The following is a 23214-nucleotide window of genomic DNA, read 5'->3' as shown; positions in this document are numbered from 1 at the left end:
CCGTTCGTTAGGGCTGCCGTTCTTTGCTGATATCTCGGCAGACAGAACCTCGACCAAGAAAGGACGTCGCAGGTGAGTGCACAGTTACACGAGACGGCCTACCCCGATATTCCGCAGTTCAGCGTCGTGTCCGGAGCCCAGGTCAAGAGGGCGCTATCCGGGCGCGAAAAGGAGATCACCGAACTGGTCGCGGCCACCTACCGGCTGCACGGCGCCGACCAGACGGTCAACCCGCCGTCGTACTTTCTTCGCTTCCCTGACCGCCCTGATGCGCGCATCATCGCGCTGCCAGCCGCTCTCGGCGGGGAATCAGATGCCGCCGTGGACGGCATCAAATGGATATCCAGCTTCCCGGGAAATGTCGCCCGGGGCATTCCCCGCGCCTCTGCCGTACTGGTGTTGAACGATCCTGAGACCGGCTATCCGTACGCCTGTATGGAGGGCTCCGTCATCAGCGCGGTGCGCACCGCCGCGTCCGCGGCACTCGCTGCCGACTGGCTCAGCCGGGACAGGGCACCTGCCAAGCGCATCGGCTTCATCGGAACCGGGCTGATCGCGCGCTACATCCACACCTATCTGGTGGGCACCGGCTGGGATTTCGAGAAGGTCGGCATCCACGATCTTTCCGCAGACCACAGTGAGGGGTTCCGCGGATACCTCCAGGCAGCTGGCGGCGGCGGAGATGTCGTGGTCCACAGCACCGCGGAGGACCTGATCAGGTCATCTGACCTGGTGGTGTTCGCGACGATCGCGGGTGCGCCGCACATTCACGCGCCCGAGTGGTTCTCGCACAACCCCCTCGTGCTGCACATCTCGCTGCGTGACCTCTCCCCGGAGATCATCCTCGGCTCGACGAACGTGGTGGACGACGTCGAGCATTGTCTGAAAGCAAACACCTCGCCACATCTGGCCGAACAGCAGACCGGCCATCGGGACTTCATAACCGGCACGTTGTGTGACGTCATGCGCGGTGCCGTCCGGATTCCAGAAGACCGCCCGGTCGTTTTCTCGCCCTTCGGGCTGGGGGTCCTGGATCTTGCGGTCGGCAGGCGGGTCTGGGAGGAAACGCGCCGGTCCGGCGAACTGGCCGTCGTGGAGGGCTTTTTCTCCGAGTTGCGTCGGTACGGATGACGGCCGGTACGCGGATCGCTCCAGGCTCCATGCGTGAGACGAGGTATTGAGTGCCGATTGTCACCAGGCCTGAGGATTTCAATGTCGATGACCTGTACGTTGATCTCGGACCAGTTGTCTCCTGGCCCTTGTATCTGAAGTGCGAGGGGTTCAACTTCGCGGGCTCCATCAAACTGAAGGCGGCCACGGAGATGTTGGACGCCGCCGAGCGCAGTGGCCAGCTGTCCCCGGACTCCATCATCGTCGAGTCGTCTTCGGGAAACCTCGGTGTCGCCCTGGCCATGCTCGCGGCGAGCCGCGGATACCGGTTCGTGTGTGTGACTGACGAACGGTGCAACACGGCCACTCGTGAACTGATGGAAGCGTTCGGATGTACCGTGCACACGGTCACCAGCCCGGATAGTGAACGTGGTTACCTCGGTGCGCGCCTGGATTACGTGCGTGATCTGTGTGTATCCGACAGCCGGTACGTGTGGCTGAATCAGTACGCAAACCCCAACAACTGGATGGCGCACTACCGCCGTACCGCTCCGACGGTCGCCCGCAGTTTCTCCCAGCTGGACGTGCTGTTCATCGGGGCGGGGACAACCGGCACCTTGATGGGGTGTGCCCGGTACTTCCGGCAGTACCGCCCAGAGGTGACCGTCGTAGCCGTCGACTCGGTCGGCTCGGTCTCCTTCGGCGGCGCGGCCGGCGTACGGATGATCCCCGGACTGGGCTCCGGCGTACGGCCGCAGTTCCTGGACGAGTCGCTGCTCGATGACGTGGTGCTCGTGCCGGAGGAGGAGACCATCGGGACCTGCCGTCACCTCGCAGCACACGGCTACCTGCTCGGCGGTTCCACCGGGACCGTGGTGCGCGGCGCCGTCCGCTGGCTGGCCGAAAACCGCCCGGACGGGGACTGCACGGCGGTCGCCATCTCACCCGATCTCGGGGAGCGCTACCTCGACTCGGTCTACGAGCCCGGCTGGGTCCGCCGTAACTACGGCCCCGACGTTCTGGACCAGCCTCTCCCCAGCGGCTCCCTCCTGGTGTCCGGCGCCCCGGAGTGACCTCGTCGCTCCCTCCCGTGCGGAGCGCCTCGGCCCGGCACGCACGCTTCCTGAGCCACCAAGCAGACCAGAAAGGCAGAACCGAGATGCCGGACATGCCCGCAGGGCCCCCGTGGCCGCCATGCGGACTGCACGAACTGATCCTCCGGCAGGCGGAGCGGACCCCCGGAAGGACGGCGGTGCGCTGCGGCGACCACGCGCTGACCTACCGTCAATTACGCAATACCGCAGAGGAGTTGTCGCATCGGCTGGAGCGCCGTGGTATCGGTTCTGGCGATCGGGTGGCGGTCAGCATCGACCGTTCGACCGACCTACCGGTGGCGCTGCTGGGGACCCTCCTCGCGGGCGCCGCCTTCGTCCCGGTGGATCCCGCCTATCCAGCGGAACGACAGACGTACATGCTCAGGGATGCCGATGCCAGGCTCACCCTCACGGTCGGCCGGCTCGTCAACCGCGAGACGACAGGCGATGTCCTGCTGCTGGACGATCCGGATCCCGGAACGCCGCCGACGGTGACGGGCTCAGCGGCGCGTCGGTCCGCCCGGCAGGACGATCTCGCCTATCTGATGTACACCTCCGGTTCCACCGGCCGCCCCAAAGCCGTTGCGGTGGACCACCGTTGTCTGACCAAGGGCGTGCTGGCGATGGCGTCGGTGGTCAGCCCGGAACCGGACGACGTCTGGCTGTCGATCACCTCCGCCTCCTTCGACCCGGTCCTCATCGACCTGTTCCTCCCTCTCCTGTACGGCGGGTCCGTGGTGATAGCGGAGGACCAGCAGGTGCTCGACGGCCGGGCGCTGCGCGACCTGGTGGACGGCTGCGGAGCCACCGTCCTGCAGGCCACGCCGCTGGCCTGGAGCCTGTTGCTCGACGGCGGCTGGAGCGGCGGACTGCGGGTGGCCCTGTGCGGCGGCGAGCCGCTGTCGCCGTCCCTGGCGGCCGAGTTGTGCGCACGCGCCGAGCAGGTCTGGAACATCTACGGACCGACCGAAACCACCATCTGGTCGACCGCCCATCTGGTCACCGCCACCGAGCAAGGTGCCGTACCGGTCGGACGGCCGCTGCCGGACACCACCGTTCACATCCTGGACGAACAGCGCCAGCCGGTCGCGCCGGGAGAGCGCGGAGAGGTCTGGATCGGCGGCGGCGGTGTCACCCTCGGCTACGCGGGGCGACCGGATCTCACGGCCGAACGCTTCGTGCCCGACCCCTTCGGCCCGCCCGACGGCAGGCTCTACCGCACCGGCGACCTGGGCAGCCTCAACGCCGACGGAGAACTCGAACTGCTGGGTCGCGCCGATCACCAGGTCAAGATCCGCGGACACCGCGTCGAACCAGGCGAGATCGAGTGCTGGTTGGCGGAGGATCCAGCCGTGGCGGAGGCGGTCGTGCTGCCCCGGCAGGACGGCGCGGATCAGCGCCTGGTGGCCTACCTCCGGCCGAAGCGGGGATCGGCCATCGAGGAGGAACGGCTTCGCGCCCACGCGGCGGCCCGACTTCCCCGGCACATGATGCCCGGTGCCTACGTGACCGTCGACGAATGGCCGCGCACCCCCAACGGCAAGGTCGACCGGCGCGCCCTGCCGGAACCGACGACCTGGGGGCCACGACAAGAGGCCACGCCAGGGACGACGGACGGCTGCCCGGACGAGGTGACCGGTGTGCTCGCCGCCGTGTGGCAGGAGGTGCTGGGCACCGCACCCTCGGACGCCGAGACGGACTTCTTCGCGCTGGGCGGCACTTCGCTGGACGTGATGCGCATCGTCAAGACCATCCGCGCCCGCTTCGGGGTCCGGCTCAACGCCGTGCAACTGATGCGGATGGCGACGCTGGGCGCGCAGGCAGAGCTCGTGAGGACCGCCGTCTCGGCCGCCGACACGGCGTCCCCGCAGCGGTGAACGCTCGTATCCCCCTGAGAGTCCCCCTGAGAGGTAGTCAAGCATGCACGACCCCGCGGGCCTCAGCCCGATGCCGGCCATCCAGCGCCCGGTGTGGACCGCGAGCAGGATCACCGAAGACCTTCCCGTCTACACCGAGGCCGAGGGTTTCCGGTTGACCGGACCAGTGGACCGGGCTGCCCTGATCAGCGCCTTGGACGCGCTCTACGAGCGGCACCCGGCACTGCGCACGGTGGTCACCACGGACGAGGACGACCGGCCGCTGGTGCGGGTCCTGCCAGCCGGTTCCTTTCCCCGCGAGGAACTGGATCTGCGCGCCCATCCCGCGGAGCGGGCCCTGCTGCTGGGAGAGCGTGCCGTCGCCGAGGCAACGCGTCAGACCTTCGACCTGGACGGCGGCCCCTTGGTGCTGGCGCACCTGATCCGCTGCACGGAGGAGGAGTGGCTGTTCGTCCTGGTGCTGCACCATCTGGTCTGCGACGGTGAGAGCTTCCGGGTGCTCTTCGAGGAACTCGGCGACCTCTACGCCGGTTCCGCCCTGCCCGCGCCGCACCCTGACCCGCTCGGCGCACAGCGGCTGCTGAGGACGGCGGTGGGGGAGGAGCAGCGGCAGGCCGACCTCGACTACTGGATCGGCCGACTGGAGGGCGCAGCCGACAGGTCGCCGTTTCCGGCCGACCACACCCCCGGCCCACTCGTCGGGCATCTGGGAGCCAGGTGCCGACTGCCGCTGGACGATGGCTGGTTCGGCCGGGTGCGGGCCGCCGCCGCGGCGTCGCGGGTCTCACCCTTCGCCGTGGCCGCCGCCGCGCTGTCCGTCGTCCTCTCCAGGTTCGCCCGCTCCGAGGACATGCTGATCGGCACCACCATGAACATGCGCTCGGAGGCGGACGCAGAGGACGCGGTCGGCTACTTCCTGAAGACCGTCCCGTTGCGCCTCCAAGTCGACGAGAGCGCTTCGAGCACCGAACTGCTGCGGCAGGTGCATACGACCGTGCTCGACTCGATGGAGCACGTCGGCGTCGAGTTCGACGAGATCCTGGCCGCACTGAACCGCTCCGGAGACGGGCGCGCCTCGGTGTTCCACGTGGCTTTGGAACTGCACTACGAGGCAGGCGAACTGCGCCTGCCCGCGGTGTCCGCCACACGGTTGCCGATCGACCCGGGGACGGCGAAGTTCGACTTCACCCTCCACCTTGCGGCCACCCCCGGCGTGCAGAGCTACCTCGAATACCGCACGGAGCTCTACGACGCGGCGACCGCCGAGGCCGTGGCCGAAGCGTTCACCACACTGCTGGGCGCGCTGTGCGCCGACCCGGCGTCGGCGGTGGAACTCCTGCCGCTCGCCGGGCCGCAGGAGGACGCCGCGTCCTGGCAGGAGCTGACCGGTCCGGCCCTCGCGACACGTGACCTGGTCCCGCTCCCGGCGGCGGTACGTGATCGGGCCGTGCTCCATCCGCACCGGCCCGCGCTCGTCTTCGGGAAGGAGGAGCTGACCTACGCGCAGTTCGTCCACCGGGCCGATCTGGTGGGGCGGGCGCTCGCCGAGGCGGGCGTCGAGCCGGGTGACACCGTCGGGGTCGCGGTCGGCCGGTCCATCGAGCAGACCTGCGCGTTGTTCGGTGTCTGGTCGGCCGGGGCCACCTGCGCGGCCCTCGACCCGGCCCTGCCAGCCGACCGGCTGCGCTCGATGGTGGAAGCAGCGGGCATACGCGTGGTACTGGTCGACGCCGGAACCGAGACCGCCCCAGCGTTCGCCGGTGTGCGTCGTGTGCCCGTCCCTTCGGTGGCCGACACACCCGGTGGTGCGGAACACCATGCGCGGGACAAGGTGTCGTCCCCCGTCTGCCCCCCAGGGCTGGACGACATCGCGTACCTGATCTTCACCTCCGGTACCAGCGGTCCGCCGAAGCCGGTCGCGGTGCGGCACCTGAGCCTGTCGGCGTTCGGCCAGGCCATGGACCGGCTGGCCTTCGGCGAGTTGCCGGAGGCATCCAGGGTGGCGGTCAACGCGCCGTTCTCCTTCGACGCCTCCTGGCAGGGCACCCAACTCCTGCGTTCCGGGCACATACTCCACCCGGTGCCGGACGAGGTCCGCGCGGACCCGGAGGCGATGGTCGCCTTCGTACGCGACAACGCCATCGACGCGCTGGACGGAACGCCCACCCACATCGGCTCGCTGGTCGACGCCGGGCTGCTCGACCAGAACGCACACGTGCCGCAGACCCTGGTACTCGGTGGAGAGGCACTGCCCTCGGAACTGTGGCGGCGCCTGGCCTCGGCCCCCACCCGCGCGTTCAACGTCTACGGCCCGACGGAGTTCACCGTGAACGCCACCGGCTGCCGGATCCGGCACACCGATCCCCGGCCGGTCATCGGCAAGCCGCTCGCGGGGGTGACCGCGCGGATCGTGGACTCCCGGCTGCGTCCGGTGCCGAACGGCTTCCCCGGCGAACTGCACCTGTCCGGGCCGCAGTTGGCGGTCGGATACGTCGGCCGAGCGGACCTCACCGCCGAGCGCTTCCTCCAGGCCGCGGACGGCACCCGCAGCTACGCGACCGGTGATGTGGTGCGCCGACTCGGCAGAGGCGACCTGGAGTTCATCGGACGCGGCGACGAGCAGATCAAGCTGCGCGGCTACCGCATCGAACCGATGGAGATCACCTCCGTCCTGCGGGCGGCTCCCGGTGTGGCGGACGCCGCCGTGGTGGTGGCCCGTCCCGGCACACCCGCGGCGACACTGCACGCGGGCCTCGTCCTGGCCGACCCGGCGTCCGGGCCGGAGCCGGTACGCGCGTTCGCTGAGGCCCGACTGCCCTCGTACATGGTCCCCGCGTCGTACGCGATCCTGCCTCGGCTGCCACGTACCACGTCAGGGAAGCTGGATGCCACCGCACTCGCGGCCAGCGCCGACCAGCGGCAGGAGACCAGGCCGCGATCCCACCCGGCGGATCCGGTCCAGCAGCGCCTGGCCTCCGTGTGGGCCCGGCTGCTCGGCCGGGAAAGCCCCTGCGGTGGTGATGACTTCTTCTCCCTCGGCGGGAACTCACTGCTGGCCAGTCGGCTGGTGCGCGAGGTGCGGAAGGAGTTCGACGTCCAACTGCCGTTGCGGACCGTGTTCGGCTGCCGGACCCTGGCGGCGATGTCCGAGGCGCTGCGGGCCGAGATGGCGACCATCCGTACCGCGGGCGACTCCGGCGAAGCCGCGGACGGACTGGTCGTACCGCTCGCCGAAGGAGCCGAATCCAGCGACGGGCAAACGCCGTTGGTCCTGTTCCACCCCCTGGGCGGATCGCTGTATCCGTACCAGCCACTGCTGCGTCTGCTGCCGCAGACGACGACGGTGTGGGGCGTGCGTTCGCCTTCGGCCGCGGGAACCGGCCCCGAACCGGCGGACGTTGCCGAACTGGCCGTGCGGTACGCCGACCAGCTCACCCAGCGGGTCCCCGCGCCGCGACTGATGCTGTTCGGCTGGTCGCTCGGCGGGTTCATCGCGCTCGCGGTGGCCGCCGAACTGGAGGCGCGCGGCGTCCAGATCGAGTTCACGGAGATATGGGACTGCGGCGTCGGCACCGAGGAACCCCTGGGCGACCGGGAGTCGCTGCGGATGGCGCTGCGGGCCGCCTACGGCGCCGAAGCGCTCCAGCGACACGCCCCGCTGGTCACCGAGTTGCTGACGGCGGTGGCGGACGGGGAACGGCTCGACGACTCGTCGCTGAGGTCCGTACAGCAACGGACGCGTGCGCTTGGCAGCACGGCGGACAACACCGCGTTGCCGGGGCACTTCGAGGTGATACGTCACCAGACGGAACTGTTCCGCGACTGGCAGCCCGTCCCGTTGCACGCCCCCCTGCACGCCGTGTACGCCGCACCCAGCCTCCGCGACGGCAGCGTCGCACGCACCGACTGGCAGCGGTTCACCTCCGGTCCCTGGACCGAGGCCACCGTCGAGGCCGACCACTACGACATGATGCGCGCCCCCGGTGTCGACGACTCAGCACGAGGACTGCTCGCCCGTCTCGCCGCCCGCACCGTGCGGAGCGGGTGATCAGCGATCAGGTCCAACGTGGCGACCAGCCACGGCGCCGCCCTCGCCCCGCGCCTCCTCCACCCGCGCGGCAACGCGTTCACCACCCCCGGCACGACGCCCCGGCCCGACCGCCGGGCCGCACGCCCAACCACCCATCTAGGAGACGAGATTGAGTCACTCCAACCCCGTACGGCACCTCCTGTCGCTCAACGACGTCACCGACGAGGAGCTGTACGCCCTGGTCCGCCGGTCGCACGAGTACGCGCGCGGCACGCTCCAGCCGAACGGCCCGCTCGCCGGCCGGGTGGTGGGGACGTACTTCCGTACCACCTCCACTCGGACCCGCACCGCGTTCTCCGTCGGCGCCCTGCGGCTCGGCGCGCAACTCGTCGCGTACGGCTCCGGTGACCTGCAGGAGAACACCGGGGAAGCCGCGATCGACACCGGCCGGGTGCTCGGCATGATGCTGGACGGCCTGGTGGCCCGGACCTCGGCCGGCGCGGACGAACTGCGCACCATGGCCTCCTGGAACTCCATGTCCGTGGTCAACGCGATGACCGAGGACGAGCACCCCACCCAGGCGATCACCGACCTGTCGGCGATGCTCACCGCCCTCGGCCGCCTGGAGGGCCTGCGCGTGCTGTACGTGGGGGAGGGCAACAACACCGCCGCGGCCCTGGCACTCGCCCTGCCGCGCTACCGGGGCGCCGAACTCCACCTGCGTACGCCGGCCGGCTACGGCCTGCCGCAGCCCGCGCTGAACCGGGCGGCCGAGTACGCCACCGCACATCAGGCGCTGGTGGAGGAGAACCACCACATGGACGGGCTGCCGGACGAGGTCGACGTCGTCTACACCACACGCTGGCAGACCACCGGAACCACCAAGGACGACCCCGACTGGCGGCAGACCTTCTCCCCGTTCCGGGTGGACTCGGTCCTGATGAAGCGCTACCCGTCGGCGGTCTTCATGCACGACCTTCCCGCTCACCGCGGCGAGGAGGTCGACGCCGACGTCCTGGACGGTGAACGCAGCATCGCCTTCCAGCAGGCGGCGCACAAGCTGTACGGCGCGATGGGCGTCCTGGAGTGGTGCCTGGCAGGTCTTCCGCAGTGAACCGGGCCGCAACCCCATACCGAGGAGAACCATGTACCTGACCATGCTCAAGTCAAAGATCCACCGGGCCACCGTCACCCAGGCCGACCTGCACTATGTCGGATCACTGACCCTGGACGAGGACCTGATGACCGCCGCCGGGCTGCTGCCCGGTGAGAAGGTCGACATCGTCGACATCAACAACGGCAACCGGCTCTCCACTTACCTGATCCAGGGGCCGAAGGGCTCGGGAGTGGTGGGCATCAACGGGGCCGCCGCCCGGTTGATCGGCGTCGGCGACCTCGTGATCATCATCGCCTACCGGATGTGCCCGGAGGACACGGCGGCCCAACTGGAGCCGCGCGTGGTGTTCGTGGACGAGCGCAACAAGGTCGTGTCGCTGGGCCATGACCCCGCCGACCCCGGTTCGCTGTCCGAGGCGCTGCGCGGGGACGAGGTGCGCGCCACCCGCTGAGTGGGCGGCCCCGGCCGTCCGCCGGTGGGCAACGCCCCTGGCAGGCGGCCGGTTTCACCGCGTCCAACAGTCCAGCCCCAACTCTCGAAAGGCAGGGCGCCATGCCCGTGAACGGTCCCGTCGCCGTCATCGTGGACGGCTACTACAACGCCGCCGCACTGCCACCGGCCTTCGCCCGCCGGGGTGTGTCAGTCGTCCATGTGCAGAGCACGCCGGAGCCCATCCCGTCCTGGACACCCCCGGACCCGGCCGCCTACCAGGAGAACATCGTTCACACGGACGACGAGTCGACCGTCGCCCAACTCAAGGCATACGACCCGCTGTGCGTCATCGCCGGTCAGGAACCCGGGGTACCGCTGGCCGACAGTCTGAGCGAGCGGCTGGGCCTGCCGACGAACGGCTCCCGGCTCTCGGACGCCCGTCGCAACAAGTTCGCCATGGCGGAAGCGCTGCGCGCGGCCGGTGTGCGCAGCGCGGCGCAGTTCCAGAGCGACCGAGCGGATGCGGTCGTCCGGTGGGCCGAAGCGCGCGGAGACCACCCGGTGGTGGTCAAGCCGCTGAGTTCCTGCAACACCGACGGCGTCGTCATCTGTTCGACGTTGGAAGAAGTCCGGCGCGCGGCAGAGCAGTTGCTGGCGGGTCGGGACTCATTCGGTCTGCGCAACACCAAGGTTCTGGTGCAGGAGTACCTCGACGGTGACGAATACATCGTGGACACCGTGAGCCGGGACGGACAGCACTTCGTCAGCAGCGTCTGGAAGTACGAGAAGAACCTGGTCAACGGGAAGAACCTGTACGACAAGGACATCCTGCTGCGGCCCGACGAGCCCCCGGTGCCCGAGCTGACGCGGTACGTGCGAACCGTGCTCGACGCCCTGGACATCCGGCACGGCGCCGCCCACAGCGAGGTGAAGATGACATCCGCCGGGCCGGTCCTGGTGGAAACCGGCGCACGCATCAGTGGGGGAATGCTCCCCAGCCTGCACGACGAATGCCTGGGACAGAACCAGGCGGACCTCGTGGCCATGGCGTTCGCCGAGCCCGAGCGGTTCCTGGAAAGGTACGGCGCAGGCACCTACCGGCCCCGCCGACCCGCGATGGGTTACACCGTCGCCACCACCGCCGACGGCATCGTCCGGGCCATCGACGAAGACGTGGTGGCGCGGATCAACACCCTGCCGACCGTGCACCGGACCGTGCTGAACCTGGCTCCGGGACAGCGCATCCGGCCAACCGTCGATCTGGCCACCTGCACGATGCGGGTCTACCTCACCGGGCGGACCCAGGAGGAGATCCTCGCGGACTACGCACGCGTACGCGCCCTCAAGGATTCGGTCTACCAGGTGTGATGTCGTTACTCCGCAACACCGCCGAGACACTGCGCCGGTTGGGCCCCGGCAACCACATCCTGTTCCTGACCACACTCACCCTGCAGAGCGGAAGCGTGGTCCTGCCGTTCCTCGCCGCGTACCTGGTCAACGAGCACCGGTACGCGACGGGGACGGTCGGCCTCGTCGTCGCCTGCTACGGAGTCGGCGCACTGATGGCCGACCTGAGCTCCGGTCCGCTGCTTCGCCACGTGCCGGCCCGGAAGCTGATGACGGCGGGTCTGGCGGGGAACGCCATCGCGGTCACGGCACTGCCGTACCTACGGTCCCCGGCGTTGTTGGCGCTGGCCGTCGTGGTGTGGGGATTCTGCTACGAGATCTTCATGCCCGCCTCCTACCTGGAGACCGTCCGCCTCTCCCCACCGCGTGACCTGAAGATCGCCTTCTCGTTCAACCGGCTTGCCATCAACCTCGGTATGGGAGCGGGACCGCTGGTCGGGGCGGTCCTGTTCCCCCGGTGGCCCATCGCCCTGTTCGTGCTCAACGCGCTCGCCGCGGCGGCCGCCGGGCTCTACCTGGCCACCCGCGGGGCGACGCGTGTCGAGCCGCAGCCGGACGGGAAGCAGCCTGACGTTCCTGAGTCGCGGGCGGCAACGCAGACCGCGGCGAGAGCGGGCGGCGACCGAAGGATCTGGGCCGTGCTGCTGCTGAGCGTTCCCATCCACTACGCGTACGCGCTGCCGCTGACCTTCGTCAGCGTGTACGTTCCGCGCGACCTGCATCTGCCGGACATGTGGGTGGGGCTGGTCTTCGCGGTCAGCGCCGGGAGCATCGTGCTCTTCGAAATCCCACTGAACACCGCGATGCGGGACGTCGGCAGTGTGCCGGCACTCACCATGGGGTACGCCCTGGCTGCCAGCGGCTTCGCCCTCATGGGGGCGGTGCGGTCGGGACCGGCGCTGCTGCTGGCGACGCTGGTGTGGACACTGGCGGAGATGGTGGTCTTCCCCGAACTCACCCGCTGCGTCTCACTGGTGTCGTCCCCGGCGACAGCATCAAGGAACATGGGTATGTACGCCGCCGTCATGAACGCCGGCCTGATGGCCGCGCCGCAGCTCGCCCTCGCCGTTACCGCCCACGCCGGCCCAGCCAGCCCCTGGTACCTCGCCGGTGCGGCCATCGCCGTCCCCCTGCCCGTCCTCCTCCTGCTCTGCGGCCGACGGCTGGCACCCGCCCGACGTCCGGACGGTGAACGCCCACCGCGCAGGGACGGTGAGACACGGGTGCGCACGGGCGGATGACGATGCGACCCGTTCGTCACGTCGCCGTCGAAGCAACTGATCGATACGCTCTGCGCCATGAGCGTTGTGGTCGAAGCCGTCCGCTCGCCGAACCAGGAGATCGTGGAAGCGTTCGGCAGGTTGCTGCCCCAACTGCCCGCGAAGGCAAGGCCCTTGGACTACGGGGCGGTTGAGCGGATGGTGCGGTGTGATGCAACCTGGTCGCCCGTGCGGACGGGAAGATCGTCGGAACGCTGACGTTGGTACTGTTCCCCGTTCCGTCCGGCCTCCGGGGCTGTGTGGAGGAGCCACCAGCGGCGAGCACTGAAGCGTTGTGGTGATGCTGTTTGTCGTTCGGTTTGGCGTCGATGGCCGGGCGACCGAACGGCAGCGGAGGACTCAGGCAGCATCAGGAGTGGGCACCGGCAGCTTGGAGTAGTCGACATCGCCGGTCTTCTCCAGAGCCTGGATATGCATCTTGATGAATCCATCAGCGAGGTCTGCGAAGGACCGGACCAGCGAGTTCTGCGAGTCCGCCCGGACCTTGGAGATAAGGATCAGTGCCTCACCGTGCGCCTGGCGCAACGTGTTCACGTAGTCGTCATCGAAAGCGGTGCCGTTCTCGCCCCGCATCCGATCGATCCCGACCTGCATGTCAGGGCTCGGTTTGTCCGGCAACCGCAGGCCGAGCTTCCCGGCCACGTCGAGGTCCCTCTGCTCAAGCTCAACGTGCTGCGTGCTGATCATCTGGGCAGCCTGCTTGACGCCCTCGTTGGACGACTTCTTCAGGGCCATCTGGGACGTGGTGATCTCCCGCAGGCTGGTCTCCCGCACGAGTGCGAGCAGCTTCTGGTCCGCCGCGCTGAGCGGACCGAACGAGGTTGACCTCAGGCTCAGATCAGTGCCCGACACCCCCTTGTTGGTCGTCGGCGCGGCGGCCCGGGCACCGGCCCGCGAGGACGGACCAGCACCGCACGCCGCCACAAGCCACACGACAGCGAATCCACAGGCGACACTCAGCGCAATCCGAACCGCTCGTAACTCCACACCGATCCCTCTTTCCCGAGAATTCCTTTGCGCCGACCTCAACAGCCAGGCGACGAGAATCTGCTCTGTTGATACGGCCTGCCACGGACCGAGGTTCAAAGACGCCGTCCCAGAGGCGTTGCGCGGTGCGTCGCACAGCCGACTCCAGGTGGCCCGAGCACCCTCGCCGCCACCCCGAGCCCTCCGCTGCCGTTCGTCGCCCGTCATCGACGCCGCTCCGGCACCTCGCCCCGTCGGCGCCGAGGACCAGCGCGTCCAGCCCGCCGAGCTGTGGCGTGCCGCGTGGAGGCCGGTGCTTGAATGAGGACATGAAGGGGTGTTTGCGGCGGTTCCAGACCGGACGGACCCCGTCCCGCCGCCGCGAGTCCCTGCCCAACCTGCGCAGCGCCGCCGGGCAGGTCTTCGTCCTGCAGATCGTGATCGTCGTGCTGCTGGTGGCGGCCGCTGCGGCGGACCTTGTCGTCCAGGCCCAGCGCGACGCCACACAGCAGGCCCGCGGGGAAGCGGTCGCCGTCGCCCAGACCTTCGCCCACGGCCCCGGCATCGTCCAGGCGCTGCGCGGCCCGAACCCCACGGCCGTCCTGCAGCCGCGCGCCGAGGCCGCCCGCAAGGCGGTCGGCGTGGACTTCATCGTGGTGATGAACACCCACGGCATCCGCTACACCTATCCCGACCCGCGGCAGATCGGGAAGCCGTTCGTCGGGACGATCGTCCCCGCGCTGCACGGGCACACCGTCATCGAACAGGCTGGCGGGCCGCCCCTGCCCGGCGGCAAGGCGGGAGCGGGCATCCAGGCGGTCGTTCCCGTCACCGCGCCCGGCGGCACCGTCGTCGGCCTGGTGTCGGCCGGCGACACCGTCAGCGACGTCGCCGGGCTGTGGAAACCGCAGCTGCCCATCGTCCTCGGCGCCGGCGCCGCGGCCCTGGCCCTGGCCACCGCAGGGACGGCCCTGACGGCCCGGCGCTTGCGTCGGCAGACGCACGGCTTGGGCCCGGCGCAGATGACGCGGATGTACGAGCACCACGACGCCGTCTTGCACGCCGTGCGCGAAGGCGTCCTGATCACCGATGCCACCGGGCGCCTCCTCCTTGCCAACGACGAGGCGCGGCGCCTGTTGGCCCTGCCCGCTGACGCCGAAGGGCGGAACGTGCGCGAGCTGGGGCTGGCCGCCGACATGGCGGGCCTGCTGGCCTCCGCGAAGCCGGTCACCGACGAGGTCTGCCGGACCCGGGACCGCCTGTTGGCCATCAACAAGCGGCTGACCTTCCCGTCCGGCGGCCCGGGCGGCAGCGCCGTGACCCTGCGCGACACCACCGAGCTCGCGACCGTCACCGGCCGGGCCAAGATGGCCCGGGAGCGGCTCAGCCTGCTGTACGAGTCGGGCACGCGCATCGGCACGACGCTGGATGTGGCCCGCACCGCGCAGGAGCTGGCCGAGGTGGCCGTGCCCCGGTTCGCCGACATCGTCACCGTCGACCTGCTCGACGCCGCCCTGCGCGGGAACGAACCCGCGCAGCAGGAACACCGCAGGATGCGGCGCACCGCGATCAGCGGCGAGCGGGAGGCGCTGCCGCTGTACCCGGTGGGTGAGCTGATCACCTTCGCGGCCGACACCCCGCAGATACGGGCGCTGGACCGCGGCCGGGCCGTGCTGGAGACCGACCTGCGGCAGGCAGCCGGCTGGCGGCAGCAGGATCCGCAGCGCAGCGGACCGGCGCTGGAGCGCGGCCTGCACTCGATGGTGACCGTGCCACTGCGGGCCCGAGGCGTCGTCCTCGGCGTGGCGACCTTCTACCGGACCGGCCACACGCAGCCGTACGACCCGGAGGACGCCTCCCTCGCCGAGGAGCTGGCCGCCCGAGCGGCCGTGTGCATCGACAACGCGCGCCGCTTCGCGCGCGAGCACACCATGGTGGCAACCCTGCAGCGCAGCCTGCTGCCGCGCGATCTGCCCGAACAGGACGCCCTCGAGGTCGCATGGCGCTACCTGCCCGCCGAATCCGGGGTGGGCGGCGACTGGTTCGACTTCATCCCGCTGCCCGGCGCCCGCGTGGCCCTCGTCGTCGGCGACGTCGTCGGACACGGCCTGCACGCGGCGGTGACGATGGGCCAGCTGCGCACCGCGGTACACAACTTCTCGGCACTCGACATCCCGGTCGACGAGGTGCTCGGCCACCTGGACGAACTCGTCCAGCGCATGGACAGCGAAGAGACCGCCGACCAGGCGCACCAGGCCCACGGCCCGGACGGCCAGAGGCCGCACAGCATGACCGGCGCCACCTGCCTGTACGCGATCTACGACCCGGCGACGGGCACATGCACGCTCGCCCGCGCCGGCCACCCCGGACCGGCCGTTGCGTACCCGGACGGCCGCGTCGCCTTCCCCGATGTGCCGGCCTCGCCCCCGCTCGGCCTCGGCGGCCCGTTCGAGACCGCCGAGCTGCGCCTGCCGGAGGGCTCGCAACTGGTCCTCTACACCGACGGACTGATCGAAGACCGCACCCGCGACATCGACGTCGGCCTGGCCGGGCTACGCCGGGCGCTTCAGCAGGCCGCCGGGCGTGCCCCGGACGAGACGTGCCAGGCCGTGATCGGCGCCCTCGTGCCCGCCCACCCCACCGACGACACCGCCCTGCTGGTCGCCCGCACCCGGATGCTCGACCCGTCCATGGTGGCCGAGTGGGACGTGCCCTCGGACCCGGCGGCGGTGGCCTCGGCGCGAGCCCGCTGCGGGGAGACCATGCGGCGGTGGCAGTTGGAGGAGCACGGCTTCACCACCGAGCTGATCCTCAGCGAACTGGTCACCAACGCCATCCGCTACGGCGCGCCGCCGGTGCGGGTGCGGCTGCTACGGCAGCACAGCCTGATCTGCGAGGTGTCGGACGGCAGCAGCACCTCGCCGCGGCTGCGCTGGGCGGCGACCACGGACGAGGGCGGGCGTGGACTGTTCCTGGTGGCGCAGCTCGCGCAGCGCTGGGGCACGCGGTACACCCCGACCGGCAAGGTCATCTGGGCGGAGCAGCCCCTCACCGGCGAGATGCCGACCGCCGCTGCGGCCAGCTCCCTGGCCGATGCCCTCCTGGAGCAGTTCGACGACTCCGATCTCTAGCCCGACCGGCCCGCCGGTCCGCGCAGCCGGACGGCCAGGCCCGCGATGTCCTGGTCCAGCCCGCCGTAGTGCAGTAGCAGGTCCTCGTGGAGCCGGTGCAGACCAGCCCGCCCGGCAGCGCCGCGGTCTGCCGCCGCAGCCACCGCGGCAGCGGGAAGAACTCGCCGCTGGGGTTGTGTCATCCGCACCCGCGACCACGGTTCTGTCGGCCGTAGGGCGTGCCGCATGTCTGCGTACGGCAGCAACGTCCGTACGCAGACCCGCCGACTCGGCTTCCCGGCACGGGGAGCCGACGCGGATGGCGGGCAGACTGCCCGTCAACTCCGCAGCTCAACAAGCCCGCTGGCGAATTGTCCCGGTGTCCGCGGGTAACAGTAGGAGGTCGTGCGGAGACTTCGCGTCGGCCATCGCCAAAATCGGCCGGTGCCCTATGCAGCCAGCCATCTGGCCGGTAGTTTTCGCTCCCTCCTCACCGTCAACGGGGGACGAGCCCTGGCTCAAGAAGGGGGCACCATGCGTGAGTTCAGTCTCCCTCTCCTCGTGGAACCGTTGCGTTCAGGTGGCTTGGCCGACTCGCTGTACGAGGTGGCGGCCCGTGAACCGAGTCGAGTCCTGCTGGCCAAACGTAGCCCTGCCCGACCGGACGAGTGGATCGCGGTGACCGCGACCGCCTTTCGTGACGAGGTCGTGGCGCTGGCCAAGGGCCTGTTGGCCAATGGCATCGGCTTCGGGGACCGGGTGGCCCTGATGGCGCGGACGCGGTACGAGTGGACGCTCTTCAGCTACGCGCTCTGGTCGATCGGTGCCCAACTGGTCCCCATCTACCCGACGTCCTCGGCGGAGCAGGTCTGCTGGATGCTCTCACACACGCAGGCGGTGGCTGTCGTCGTCGAGGGAGAGGACCACGCGATGACCGTCGGAGCCGTGTGCGACAGGCTCCCGGCATTGCGCTGGATCTGGCAGATGGACAGGAACTGCGTGCCGGAGCTGTGGGCCCGGGGCCGCGGTGTGCCCGATGACCTGGTGGACCAGTTGCGCTGGTCGGTGGAGCCGCAGTTCCCCGCAGTCATCGCCTACACCTCGGGCACCACCGGCAGGCCCATGGGATGCCTGATCTCCCATCTCAATCTGGCAGCCCAGTGCGACACCCTTCTCGCGGGCTGGAGTTCACTGCTCGCCGAGCCCGGCGAGGAGCCGTCGATCCTCACCTTCCTTCCGCTGTCGCACGTCTACGGGCTGGTGGTACAGGTCGCTTGCCTGCGCGGAGGCATCATGATGGGTCATGAGCCGCGTCTGACGGCTGATGCGCTGCTGGCTGCCTTCGCCTCCTTCAGGCCGTCGTTCGTCTTCGCCGTGCCGTACGTCTTCGAACGGATCCTGCGATGTGCACGAGGCGCCGCGCTGGAGGCGGGTCGGGGATACCTCTTCGACAAGGCCCTCGATGTGGCCGTGCGCTACGCCGAAGCGATGGAGCAGTTCGCCTGGGGTACCGGACGCGGTCCCGCACCGGGTCTCAAGGCGGCGCACGCGGTCTTCGACCACATGGTGTACAAGAAGCTCCGGGCCGTCTTCGGCGGGCGGGTGCGGTACGCGGTCACCGGTGGTTCACCGTTCAGCAGGACCCTGGGGCTGCTTTTCGCGGGTGCGGGTATCACGGTGTACGACGGCTACGGACTCACCGAGACCACGGGCGCGGTCACGGCCCAGCCGCTCGGCCGGGTGCGGTTCGGCACAGTGGGCCGCCCGATGCCGGGAAACTCGGTGCGCATCGCGCACGACGGCGAGGTGTGGGTGCGCGGGAGTACGGTGTTCTCCGGCTACCTGGGTGACCCGATGGCCACCGAGGGGGCACTGCGGGACGGCTGGCTGCGCACCGGAGACCTCGGATACCTGGACGGCGACGGCTATCTGACCATCACCGGCCGCAAGAAGGATGTCATCATCACCAGCGGCGGCAAGAGCGTGTGCCCACTGATGCTGGAGGAGCGGTTGCGTCAGCATCCGCTGATCTCCCAGTGCGTCGTGGTGGGTGACAACCGGCCGTACGTCGGTGCGTTGATCACCCTGGAGCCCACGGCGTTGACTCGCTGGCAGCGGATGGTCGACGGATCGGCGTTAAACGGCCGAGGAGTGGTGTCGGCGAACCAGGCCTTGCACGCGGAGATACAACAGGCGGTGTCCAGAGCCAACACAGCGGTGTCCCGCGCGGAGTCGATCAGAGCGTTCAGGATCCTGCCGAACGAGTTCAGCGTGGCGGACGGTCTGCTGACCCCCTCCCTCAAGCTCCGCCGCAGCGCGATCGTGAAGGTTTACGCGGCGGAAATCGACCAGCTCTACGCCGGCTAGGTGCTGTCTTCGACGCTCTCCAGCGGGATCGTGAGACGGCGCTGACACGCCCAAAACAGCCAGGGAGCAGCGAACGAACTGAAGTGGCGGCGATTCATCCACGTCGTACGTAGTGCCTTGACCGCATAGCTTCGCCGGGTTGGTGGCTTCGGCTCGATATTCTGCACGACGTGATCAACTCATACGCGAGTTCCAACGATGCTGAGGTTGCGATAGCTGGGGCACGTGCGGGCGCGGAAGTGGTGCGCAACATGTACGGCCAGCGGCTCACCCGCATCGACAAGGGCGTCGGGGACTTCGCAACCGCCGCCGATGTGGAGGCTGAGAAGATGATCCTCCGCGTCATTCGTGCTGCTCGGCCCGGTGACGCGGTTCTCGGCGAGGAAGGCGGGCAGCAGGGTGCGGCCGACGCTGTACGCCAGTGGTTGGTGGATCCCTTGTGCGGCACGCTGAACTACGCTGCCGGCAACATGCTGGTGGCCGTCAACGTGGCGCTGCGCAACGGGGCGGCGGCGGTGGCCGACCCGTTCAGCAGAGAGGTCTTCTTCACCGACGGTGAGACCGCCTGGGTGCGGCACGACGGGGGCGATGAGCAGCTGGCGCCGACGCCCGCCACCCAGCTGGTGGACGTCAACTTGGATCCGCCGTTCCCGAGCGCGTCCGGATTCCGGGCTGTGGACCTGCTGGCCCACCCCGAGTTCGGCGAGCGGTTCCGGCCGCGGGTTGTGTCCACGACGCTGGCGTTGGCCTGGGTCGCGGCCGGCAAGCGCGCCGCGTACGTCACCGACGGCGGTGGCCTGTCAGGGAGCGTGCATTTCGCCGCTGGCATCGCTCTGTGCCGGGCCGCTGGTTGCGTAGTCACCGGGATCGACGGCGCCCCTATCGGGCAGGCAGGTCGCGGGCTTGTGGCTGCCGCTGACGCCGAGACCCACGGACTGCTGATGTCGATGATCCGCATCCGAAGCTAGTGCTGTGACCGCACAGGATTAGCCGGAGAGCAATGCTCAGGACTTGTGGATCGACTCCCCGGGAGCAAGCGCGCGAAGGACGTTGTGGGTGCCGGAAAGTGCATCAAATGCTGGTCATGCGGCATGTCGGTACTCGTGGAGGGTGCCGCTGAGTCGGTCACGCCGGCGTATGGTATGTCCAACTGGGTGAGCCGGTTGGGATCGGATATCGGGGTGGGCCGTGCTCTCAGAGGGTGAGGCTTGGTTGAGGGTGCGGTGTGGGTGGTGGGTGTTGTAGTGGTTCTCGAACTCGCGTAATGCATTGATGAGATGGCTTTGGTTCCAGATCAGCGTGCTGTTGAGGAGCAGGCGCGTTCCGTGGAACTGGCGCTCCAGCACGGTGAGTTGGTGCCGGGGCCGAAATATCGATCGGCCCAGGCGCCACCATGGCCGACTTCGAGTAGTCCGGCGTGGTCCTTCCCGGTGCGCCCACTTCTCCCCCTGACGCCGCGCGTCCACCCGGATGCCCGAAGGCGCCTTCGGCCTGCACCGTGTGGTACGCGGCGGGGACCAAAGGCGCCTTGTTGTAGGGCCCTTGGGAGCGTGGCGTCAGCCGAGCTGCCCGGTCGGCCGCAGGGTGATGTGGTTGATGTCCACGCCCGTGGGCTGGTTGACGGCGAAGACGATCGTGTCCGCGATCTGCTCGGCGGTCATTGCCGGCGCCGCCTCGGGGGTGCCGCCGCGCTCGTCCCAGAACGGGGTGTCCACCACCCCGGGGGCGACGACGGTCACGCCGACTCCGTCCTTGCCGACCAGCAGCCTGGTGTTCTCGGCCAGCGCGTGCGCGGCCCACTTGGTGACCGAGTACAGGTTGCCAGGCGTGTTGCGCACCCCAGCGACCGAACCGATGATCACGATCCGGCCCTTGGACTCCCTGAGATGCGGCAGTGTCTCCCGCACCAGCAGGGCCGGGCCCAGGACGTTGGTGAGGACCATGGCGCGCATGTCCTCGGGGTCGTGGCTCTCCAGGTTGCCGGGCAGTGAGAAACCAGCGTTGGCGATGACGTTGTCCAGTCGGCCCCACACGTCCACCACGCGGCGCACGGCGGAGGCGACGTCGTGCGCGTGGCTGGTGTCGCCGGTGATCGTCAGCAGCCGCTCGCCCGCTCCGGCCGAAGCGGCGAAGGCGGCCAGCTTGTCCGCGTCACGTCCGGTGATGGCCACGCGGTGGTCCTGCTTGAGCAGGGCGCGGGCGGTGGCGGCGCCGATTCCGCTCGAGCCACCGGTGATCAGCGTGACGGGTTCCATGGGACGGCCTCCTCAGCGATGTGGTCATCGGGGCTCCGCCAGGGTCCCGAATGTCGAGGAACGCGAGGTGGCGCGTGAGGTCGACCGACTCCGGGTCGCCGGTTCCCCGAAACGCCTGCACTATACCCAGCGACTTTCCCGCCGAGTCGGCACGCCATCGCTGACCGGCCGCGATGCCGTACGAAGCGGCCGAACCCGCGCTGTCAGCCCCCAACTTGGACCCTGCTCGGCGCGCAGGGCCCAAGATGCGCCCACGCACTCCAATCATCCTCGGCCTGGTACCACCCCCGCAGGAGAACAGCCCAGCTCAGTAGTCCGAAACCGAGTTTTCACGCGGGACAGGCCGCTCGGCCTGCCGGCGCAGGACGGCGACCTCGGGGCGCAGGGCGAGGAACTCGGCCTTGTACGCGGCGGAGGAGCGCCCCAGCAGTGTCAGCCAGCCCAGCAGCCGGCAGAAGATCAGCTGACAGCGCTCTCGGAGCGGAACGGCTTAATCAGCGGCTCGAACCCGAGTTTTCACGCGGGACAGGATCAGGAACCGTGCACACCGGCAGGGCGCTGGACGGCGATCTCGGGGCGGGTGCGTGCGGCCCGCGGTCACCGGACGGGCTGCGTCGTGACCAGGACGTAGTCGAAGTACAGGGGGTCGCCCTCCGCGTCGACGGGGTACTCGTAGGAGCTGTTGTTGGCGAAGGACATTCTGGATTCGGGCAGGGCGTAGATGCCGAAGTCATCGTCGTATACGACGGAATGCCCACGCTCCTCTAGCTGTGGCACCAACTGCTCGCTGGGGGTGCGGAAGACGTCAAGTCCGTCGAAGATGACGTTGATATCGGCGTCCTCCACGCGGAAGCGCCACAGCTCGACGCTGGTGAGTGTCCCGGTTTGGGGGAAGGACAGGACGAATTGGAACGCGGTGTCATCGAGGTTCACGACGTAGACCCCTGGGGGCTGTTCGGCTCCTGGCTGGTGACTGATCCGGCCCAGTCCTTGAGCGATCTCCATTGCTTCGCTGAAGGGCATACCGAGTTGGAACGGCCCAACGGCGACGTGCGGCTGAATCTGGACATCCATGCTTGCTCCGCTTACGAAGCCGTCTTTGATGTCCTGGTCGGTGTTGCGGAAGTCCTTGGAGATCTGCCGGACGGCTTTGGGTAGACGGTCCTTGAGGTGGTCACCGAGCTCCGTGGCGGCCTTTTCCACCGCGTTGATCGCTTTCTCCGCGATCTGTTCGATGACCTTGGCGATCTCGCCCTTGCCACGAGTACGGCCCAGGCGTAGGCGCGCTTTGATGATGTGTCCGCTCGTCTTGCCGCGGACCGAGGCACCGACCACGTTGAGGTGTGTACTCGCACGTTCGTGCTCAGCATGGTCGATGAAGACATCGTCGGCGCTCCCGCCTCCGCCTCCACCGTCTCCGCCGCCAACGGAGTCAAGGCGCAGTGCGGCCTTCGCGGAGCCCACGCCCTGGTGAAGGCCTTCCTTGCCTGCCTGCTTGACCTCGTTGAGGTTCACACCATCCTGCACGCCCATGCCATCGGCGGCGAGTTGGATCGCGAGATCGATCGCCATGCCATCCAAAGCCGACACCGCGGGTTCGGTGAGGGCCGAGACGATGTAGCTGACCGCGTCCCTCGCGACCTCCTTGAACAGCTGCTTGACGACCTGCTGCGTGGCTTCGATCGCGCCCGCGTCCAGCAGCGCCGACAACCCGCCGGTCTCCGGGATCAACGCCAGCGCGATCCCGGTCTCGTCAGCCAGGTACCCCAACTGCGTGATCGCCTCGCCCTTTTGGGCCGTGATGGCGCCCGCCGCCAGGTCCAAGGCTCCTGCAATCACCGTTGCCGCGGTGGCGAGGTCCTTGAGGTGCTTGTCCTTGACCTTCCCCCAGTGGGCGCTGAGCGCCTCCATCGACTGGCCCCGGCCGGATGCCAGCAGGCGTTGCATGTGCTGGTTGGCGGCGCCAGCGTTGTCGTCGAGGTCGTGCGCGAAGTCACGGAGCGAGTCGGCCGTGTGGTGGTAGTCGTCCTCGTCCACGTTGGGCCAGGACACACCGATAAGGTCCAGCATCGTGGCAGCCCAATCGGGCAGCACAACCCCCACGACTCAAATCCCCCCGTAAAAACGATCAAGATCGGTCAGTCGTATCACGAGGAGCTGGGGTAGCGG

The 23214-nt window shown here is 69.1% G+C and carries 15 protein-coding genes; 11 read left to right on the top strand and 4 right to left on the bottom strand.

The features are described 5' to 3' along the window. Window positions 1-126: 126 nt before the first annotated feature. From sbnB to O5O46_RS26755, 8 genes are all read left to right on the top strand, one after another. Window positions 127-1131: a 2,3-diaminopropionate biosynthesis protein SbnB gene (gene sbnB / locus O5O46_RS26790; RefSeq protein ID WP_269858153.1), complete on the top strand. Its 1005-nt coding sequence runs from the start codon at window positions 127-129 to the stop codon at window positions 1129-1131. Window positions 1132-1181: 50 nt separating this feature from the next. Continuing rightward, window positions 1182-2183, top strand: a complete 1002-nt coding sequence (sbnA, locus tag O5O46_RS26785; protein ID WP_269858152.1) for a 2,3-diaminopropionate biosynthesis protein SbnA — start codon at window positions 1182-1184, stop codon at window positions 2181-2183. Between the two features lie 95 nt (window positions 2184-2278). Continuing rightward, on the top strand, window positions 2279-4081 hold the full coding sequence (locus O5O46_RS26780; RefSeq protein ID WP_269858151.1) for a non-ribosomal peptide synthetase: 1803 nt from the start codon (window positions 2279-2281) through the stop codon (window positions 4079-4081). A 43-nt stretch (window positions 4082-4124) separates the two neighbouring features. Beyond that, window positions 4125-8129, top strand: coding sequence for a non-ribosomal peptide synthetase (locus O5O46_RS26775; protein ID WP_269858150.1), 4005 nt, complete (start codon window positions 4125-4127; stop codon window positions 8127-8129). Between the two features lie 151 nt (window positions 8130-8280). Next, window positions 8281-9225, top strand: coding sequence for an ornithine carbamoyltransferase (locus tag O5O46_RS26770; RefSeq protein ID WP_269858149.1), 945 nt, complete (start codon window positions 8281-8283; stop codon window positions 9223-9225). A gap of 31 nt (window positions 9226-9256) precedes the next feature. After that, a complete protein-coding gene (gene panD, locus O5O46_RS26765) occupies window positions 9257-9679 on the top strand; it encodes an aspartate 1-decarboxylase (RefSeq protein ID WP_269858148.1) in 423 nt (140 codons plus the stop codon). Between the two features lie 101 nt (window positions 9680-9780). Next, the gene (locus tag O5O46_RS26760; protein WP_269858147.1) at window positions 9781-11028 is read left to right on the top strand and encodes an ATP-grasp domain-containing protein; all 1248 of its coding nucleotides are present in this window, start codon (window positions 9781-9783) and stop codon (window positions 11026-11028) included. Next, window positions 11028-12308 carry an MFS transporter gene (locus O5O46_RS26755; RefSeq protein WP_269858146.1) on the top strand — a complete coding sequence of 427 codons (1281 nt, stop codon included), beginning with the start codon at window positions 11028-11030 and terminating at the stop codon, window positions 12306-12308. The genes O5O46_RS26760 and O5O46_RS26755 overlap by 1 nt, the downstream gene beginning before the upstream one ends. Before the next feature lie 378 nt (window positions 12309-12686). Here the strand turns inward: O5O46_RS26755 and O5O46_RS26750 are convergent, their stop codons facing one another. Next, window positions 12687-13199 (bottom strand): DUF4142 domain-containing protein, encoded by a 513-nt coding sequence (locus O5O46_RS26750; protein WP_269858145.1) that lies wholly within the window; start codon window positions 13197-13199, stop codon window positions 12687-12689. A 443-nt stretch (window positions 13200-13642) separates the two neighbouring features. Here O5O46_RS26750 and O5O46_RS26745 point away from each other — a divergent pair, with 443 nt between their 5' ends. Then, window positions 13643-16444, top strand: a complete 2802-nt coding sequence (locus O5O46_RS26745; RefSeq protein ID WP_269858170.1) for a SpoIIE family protein phosphatase — start codon at window positions 13643-13645, stop codon at window positions 16442-16444. Here the strand turns inward: O5O46_RS26745 and O5O46_RS26740 are convergent. Further along, entirely contained in the window at window positions 16441-16587 is a 147-nt protein-coding gene (locus tag O5O46_RS26740) for a hypothetical protein (RefSeq protein WP_269858144.1), read from the bottom strand. The two genes, O5O46_RS26745 and O5O46_RS26740, sit on opposite strands and share 4 nt — an antisense overlap. A gap of 370 nt (window positions 16588-16957) precedes the next feature. Here O5O46_RS26740 and O5O46_RS26735 point away from each other — a divergent pair, with 370 nt between their 5' ends. Next, window positions 16958-18790, top strand: coding sequence for an AMP-dependent synthetase/ligase (locus tag O5O46_RS26735; protein WP_269858143.1), 1833 nt, complete (start codon window positions 16958-16960; stop codon window positions 18788-18790). A gap of 170 nt (window positions 18791-18960) precedes the next feature. Continuing rightward, complete coding sequence (locus O5O46_RS26730; RefSeq protein WP_269858142.1) at window positions 18961-19758, top strand: inositol monophosphatase family protein; 798 nt, start codon at window positions 18961-18963, stop codon at window positions 19756-19758. A gap of 588 nt (window positions 19759-20346) precedes the next feature. Here the strand turns inward: O5O46_RS26730 and O5O46_RS26725 are convergent. Both O5O46_RS26725 and O5O46_RS26720 read right to left on the bottom strand, forming a co-directional pair. Continuing rightward, window positions 20347-21045 carry an SDR family oxidoreductase gene (locus tag O5O46_RS26725; protein WP_269858141.1) on the bottom strand — a complete coding sequence of 233 codons (699 nt, stop codon included), beginning with the start codon at window positions 21043-21045 and terminating at the stop codon, window positions 20347-20349. 597 nt (window positions 21046-21642) lie between these two features. Further along, entirely contained in the window at window positions 21643-23115 is a 1473-nt protein-coding gene (locus O5O46_RS26720) for a hypothetical protein (protein WP_269858140.1), read from the bottom strand. Window positions 23116-23214 lie beyond the last annotated feature (99 nt).

Origin of the sequence: Streptomyces sp. RPT161, assembly GCF_027533845.1 — a bacterium.
Classification (GTDB): Bacteria; Actinomycetota; Actinomycetes; order Streptomycetales; family Streptomycetaceae; genus Streptantibioticus_A; species Streptantibioticus_A silvisoli_A.
The sequence above is the reverse complement of the archived record's forward strand: the minus strand, read 5'-3'. Positions and strand labels throughout refer to the sequence as shown.

What these genes read in the sequence shown, in the direction of transcription:
- O5O46_RS26780 (WP_269858151.1), top strand. Translation starts at nt 2,279, where the DNA reads ATGCCCGCAGGGCCCCCGTGGCCGCCATGCGGACTGCACGAACTGATC.
- O5O46_RS26775 (WP_269858150.1), top strand. Translation starts at nt 4,125, where the DNA reads ATGCACGACCCCGCGGGCCTCAGCCCGATGCCGGCCATCCAGCGCCCG.
- panD (WP_269858148.1), top strand. Translation starts at nt 9,257, where the DNA reads ATGTACCTGACCATGCTCAAGTCAAAGATCCACCGGGCCACCGTCACC.
- O5O46_RS26760 (WP_269858147.1), top strand. Translation starts at nt 9,781, where the DNA reads ATGCCCGTGAACGGTCCCGTCGCCGTCATCGTGGACGGCTACTACAAC.
- O5O46_RS26755 (WP_269858146.1), top strand. Translation starts at nt 11,028, where the DNA reads ATGTCGTTACTCCGCAACACCGCCGAGACACTGCGCCGGTTGGGCCCC.
- O5O46_RS26745 (WP_269858170.1), top strand. Translation starts at nt 13,643, where the DNA reads ATGAAGGGGTGTTTGCGGCGGTTCCAGACCGGACGGACCCCGTCCCGC.
- O5O46_RS26735 (WP_269858143.1), top strand. Translation starts at nt 16,958, where the DNA reads ATGCGTGAGTTCAGTCTCCCTCTCCTCGTGGAACCGTTGCGTTCAGGT.
- O5O46_RS26725 (WP_269858141.1), bottom strand. Translation starts at nt 21,045, where the DNA reads ATGGAACCCGTCACGCTGATCACCGGTGGCTCGAGCGGAATCGGCGCC.
- O5O46_RS26720 (WP_269858140.1), bottom strand. Translation starts at nt 23,115, where the DNA reads ATGCTGGACCTTATCGGTGTGTCCTGGCCCAACGTGGACGAGGACGAC.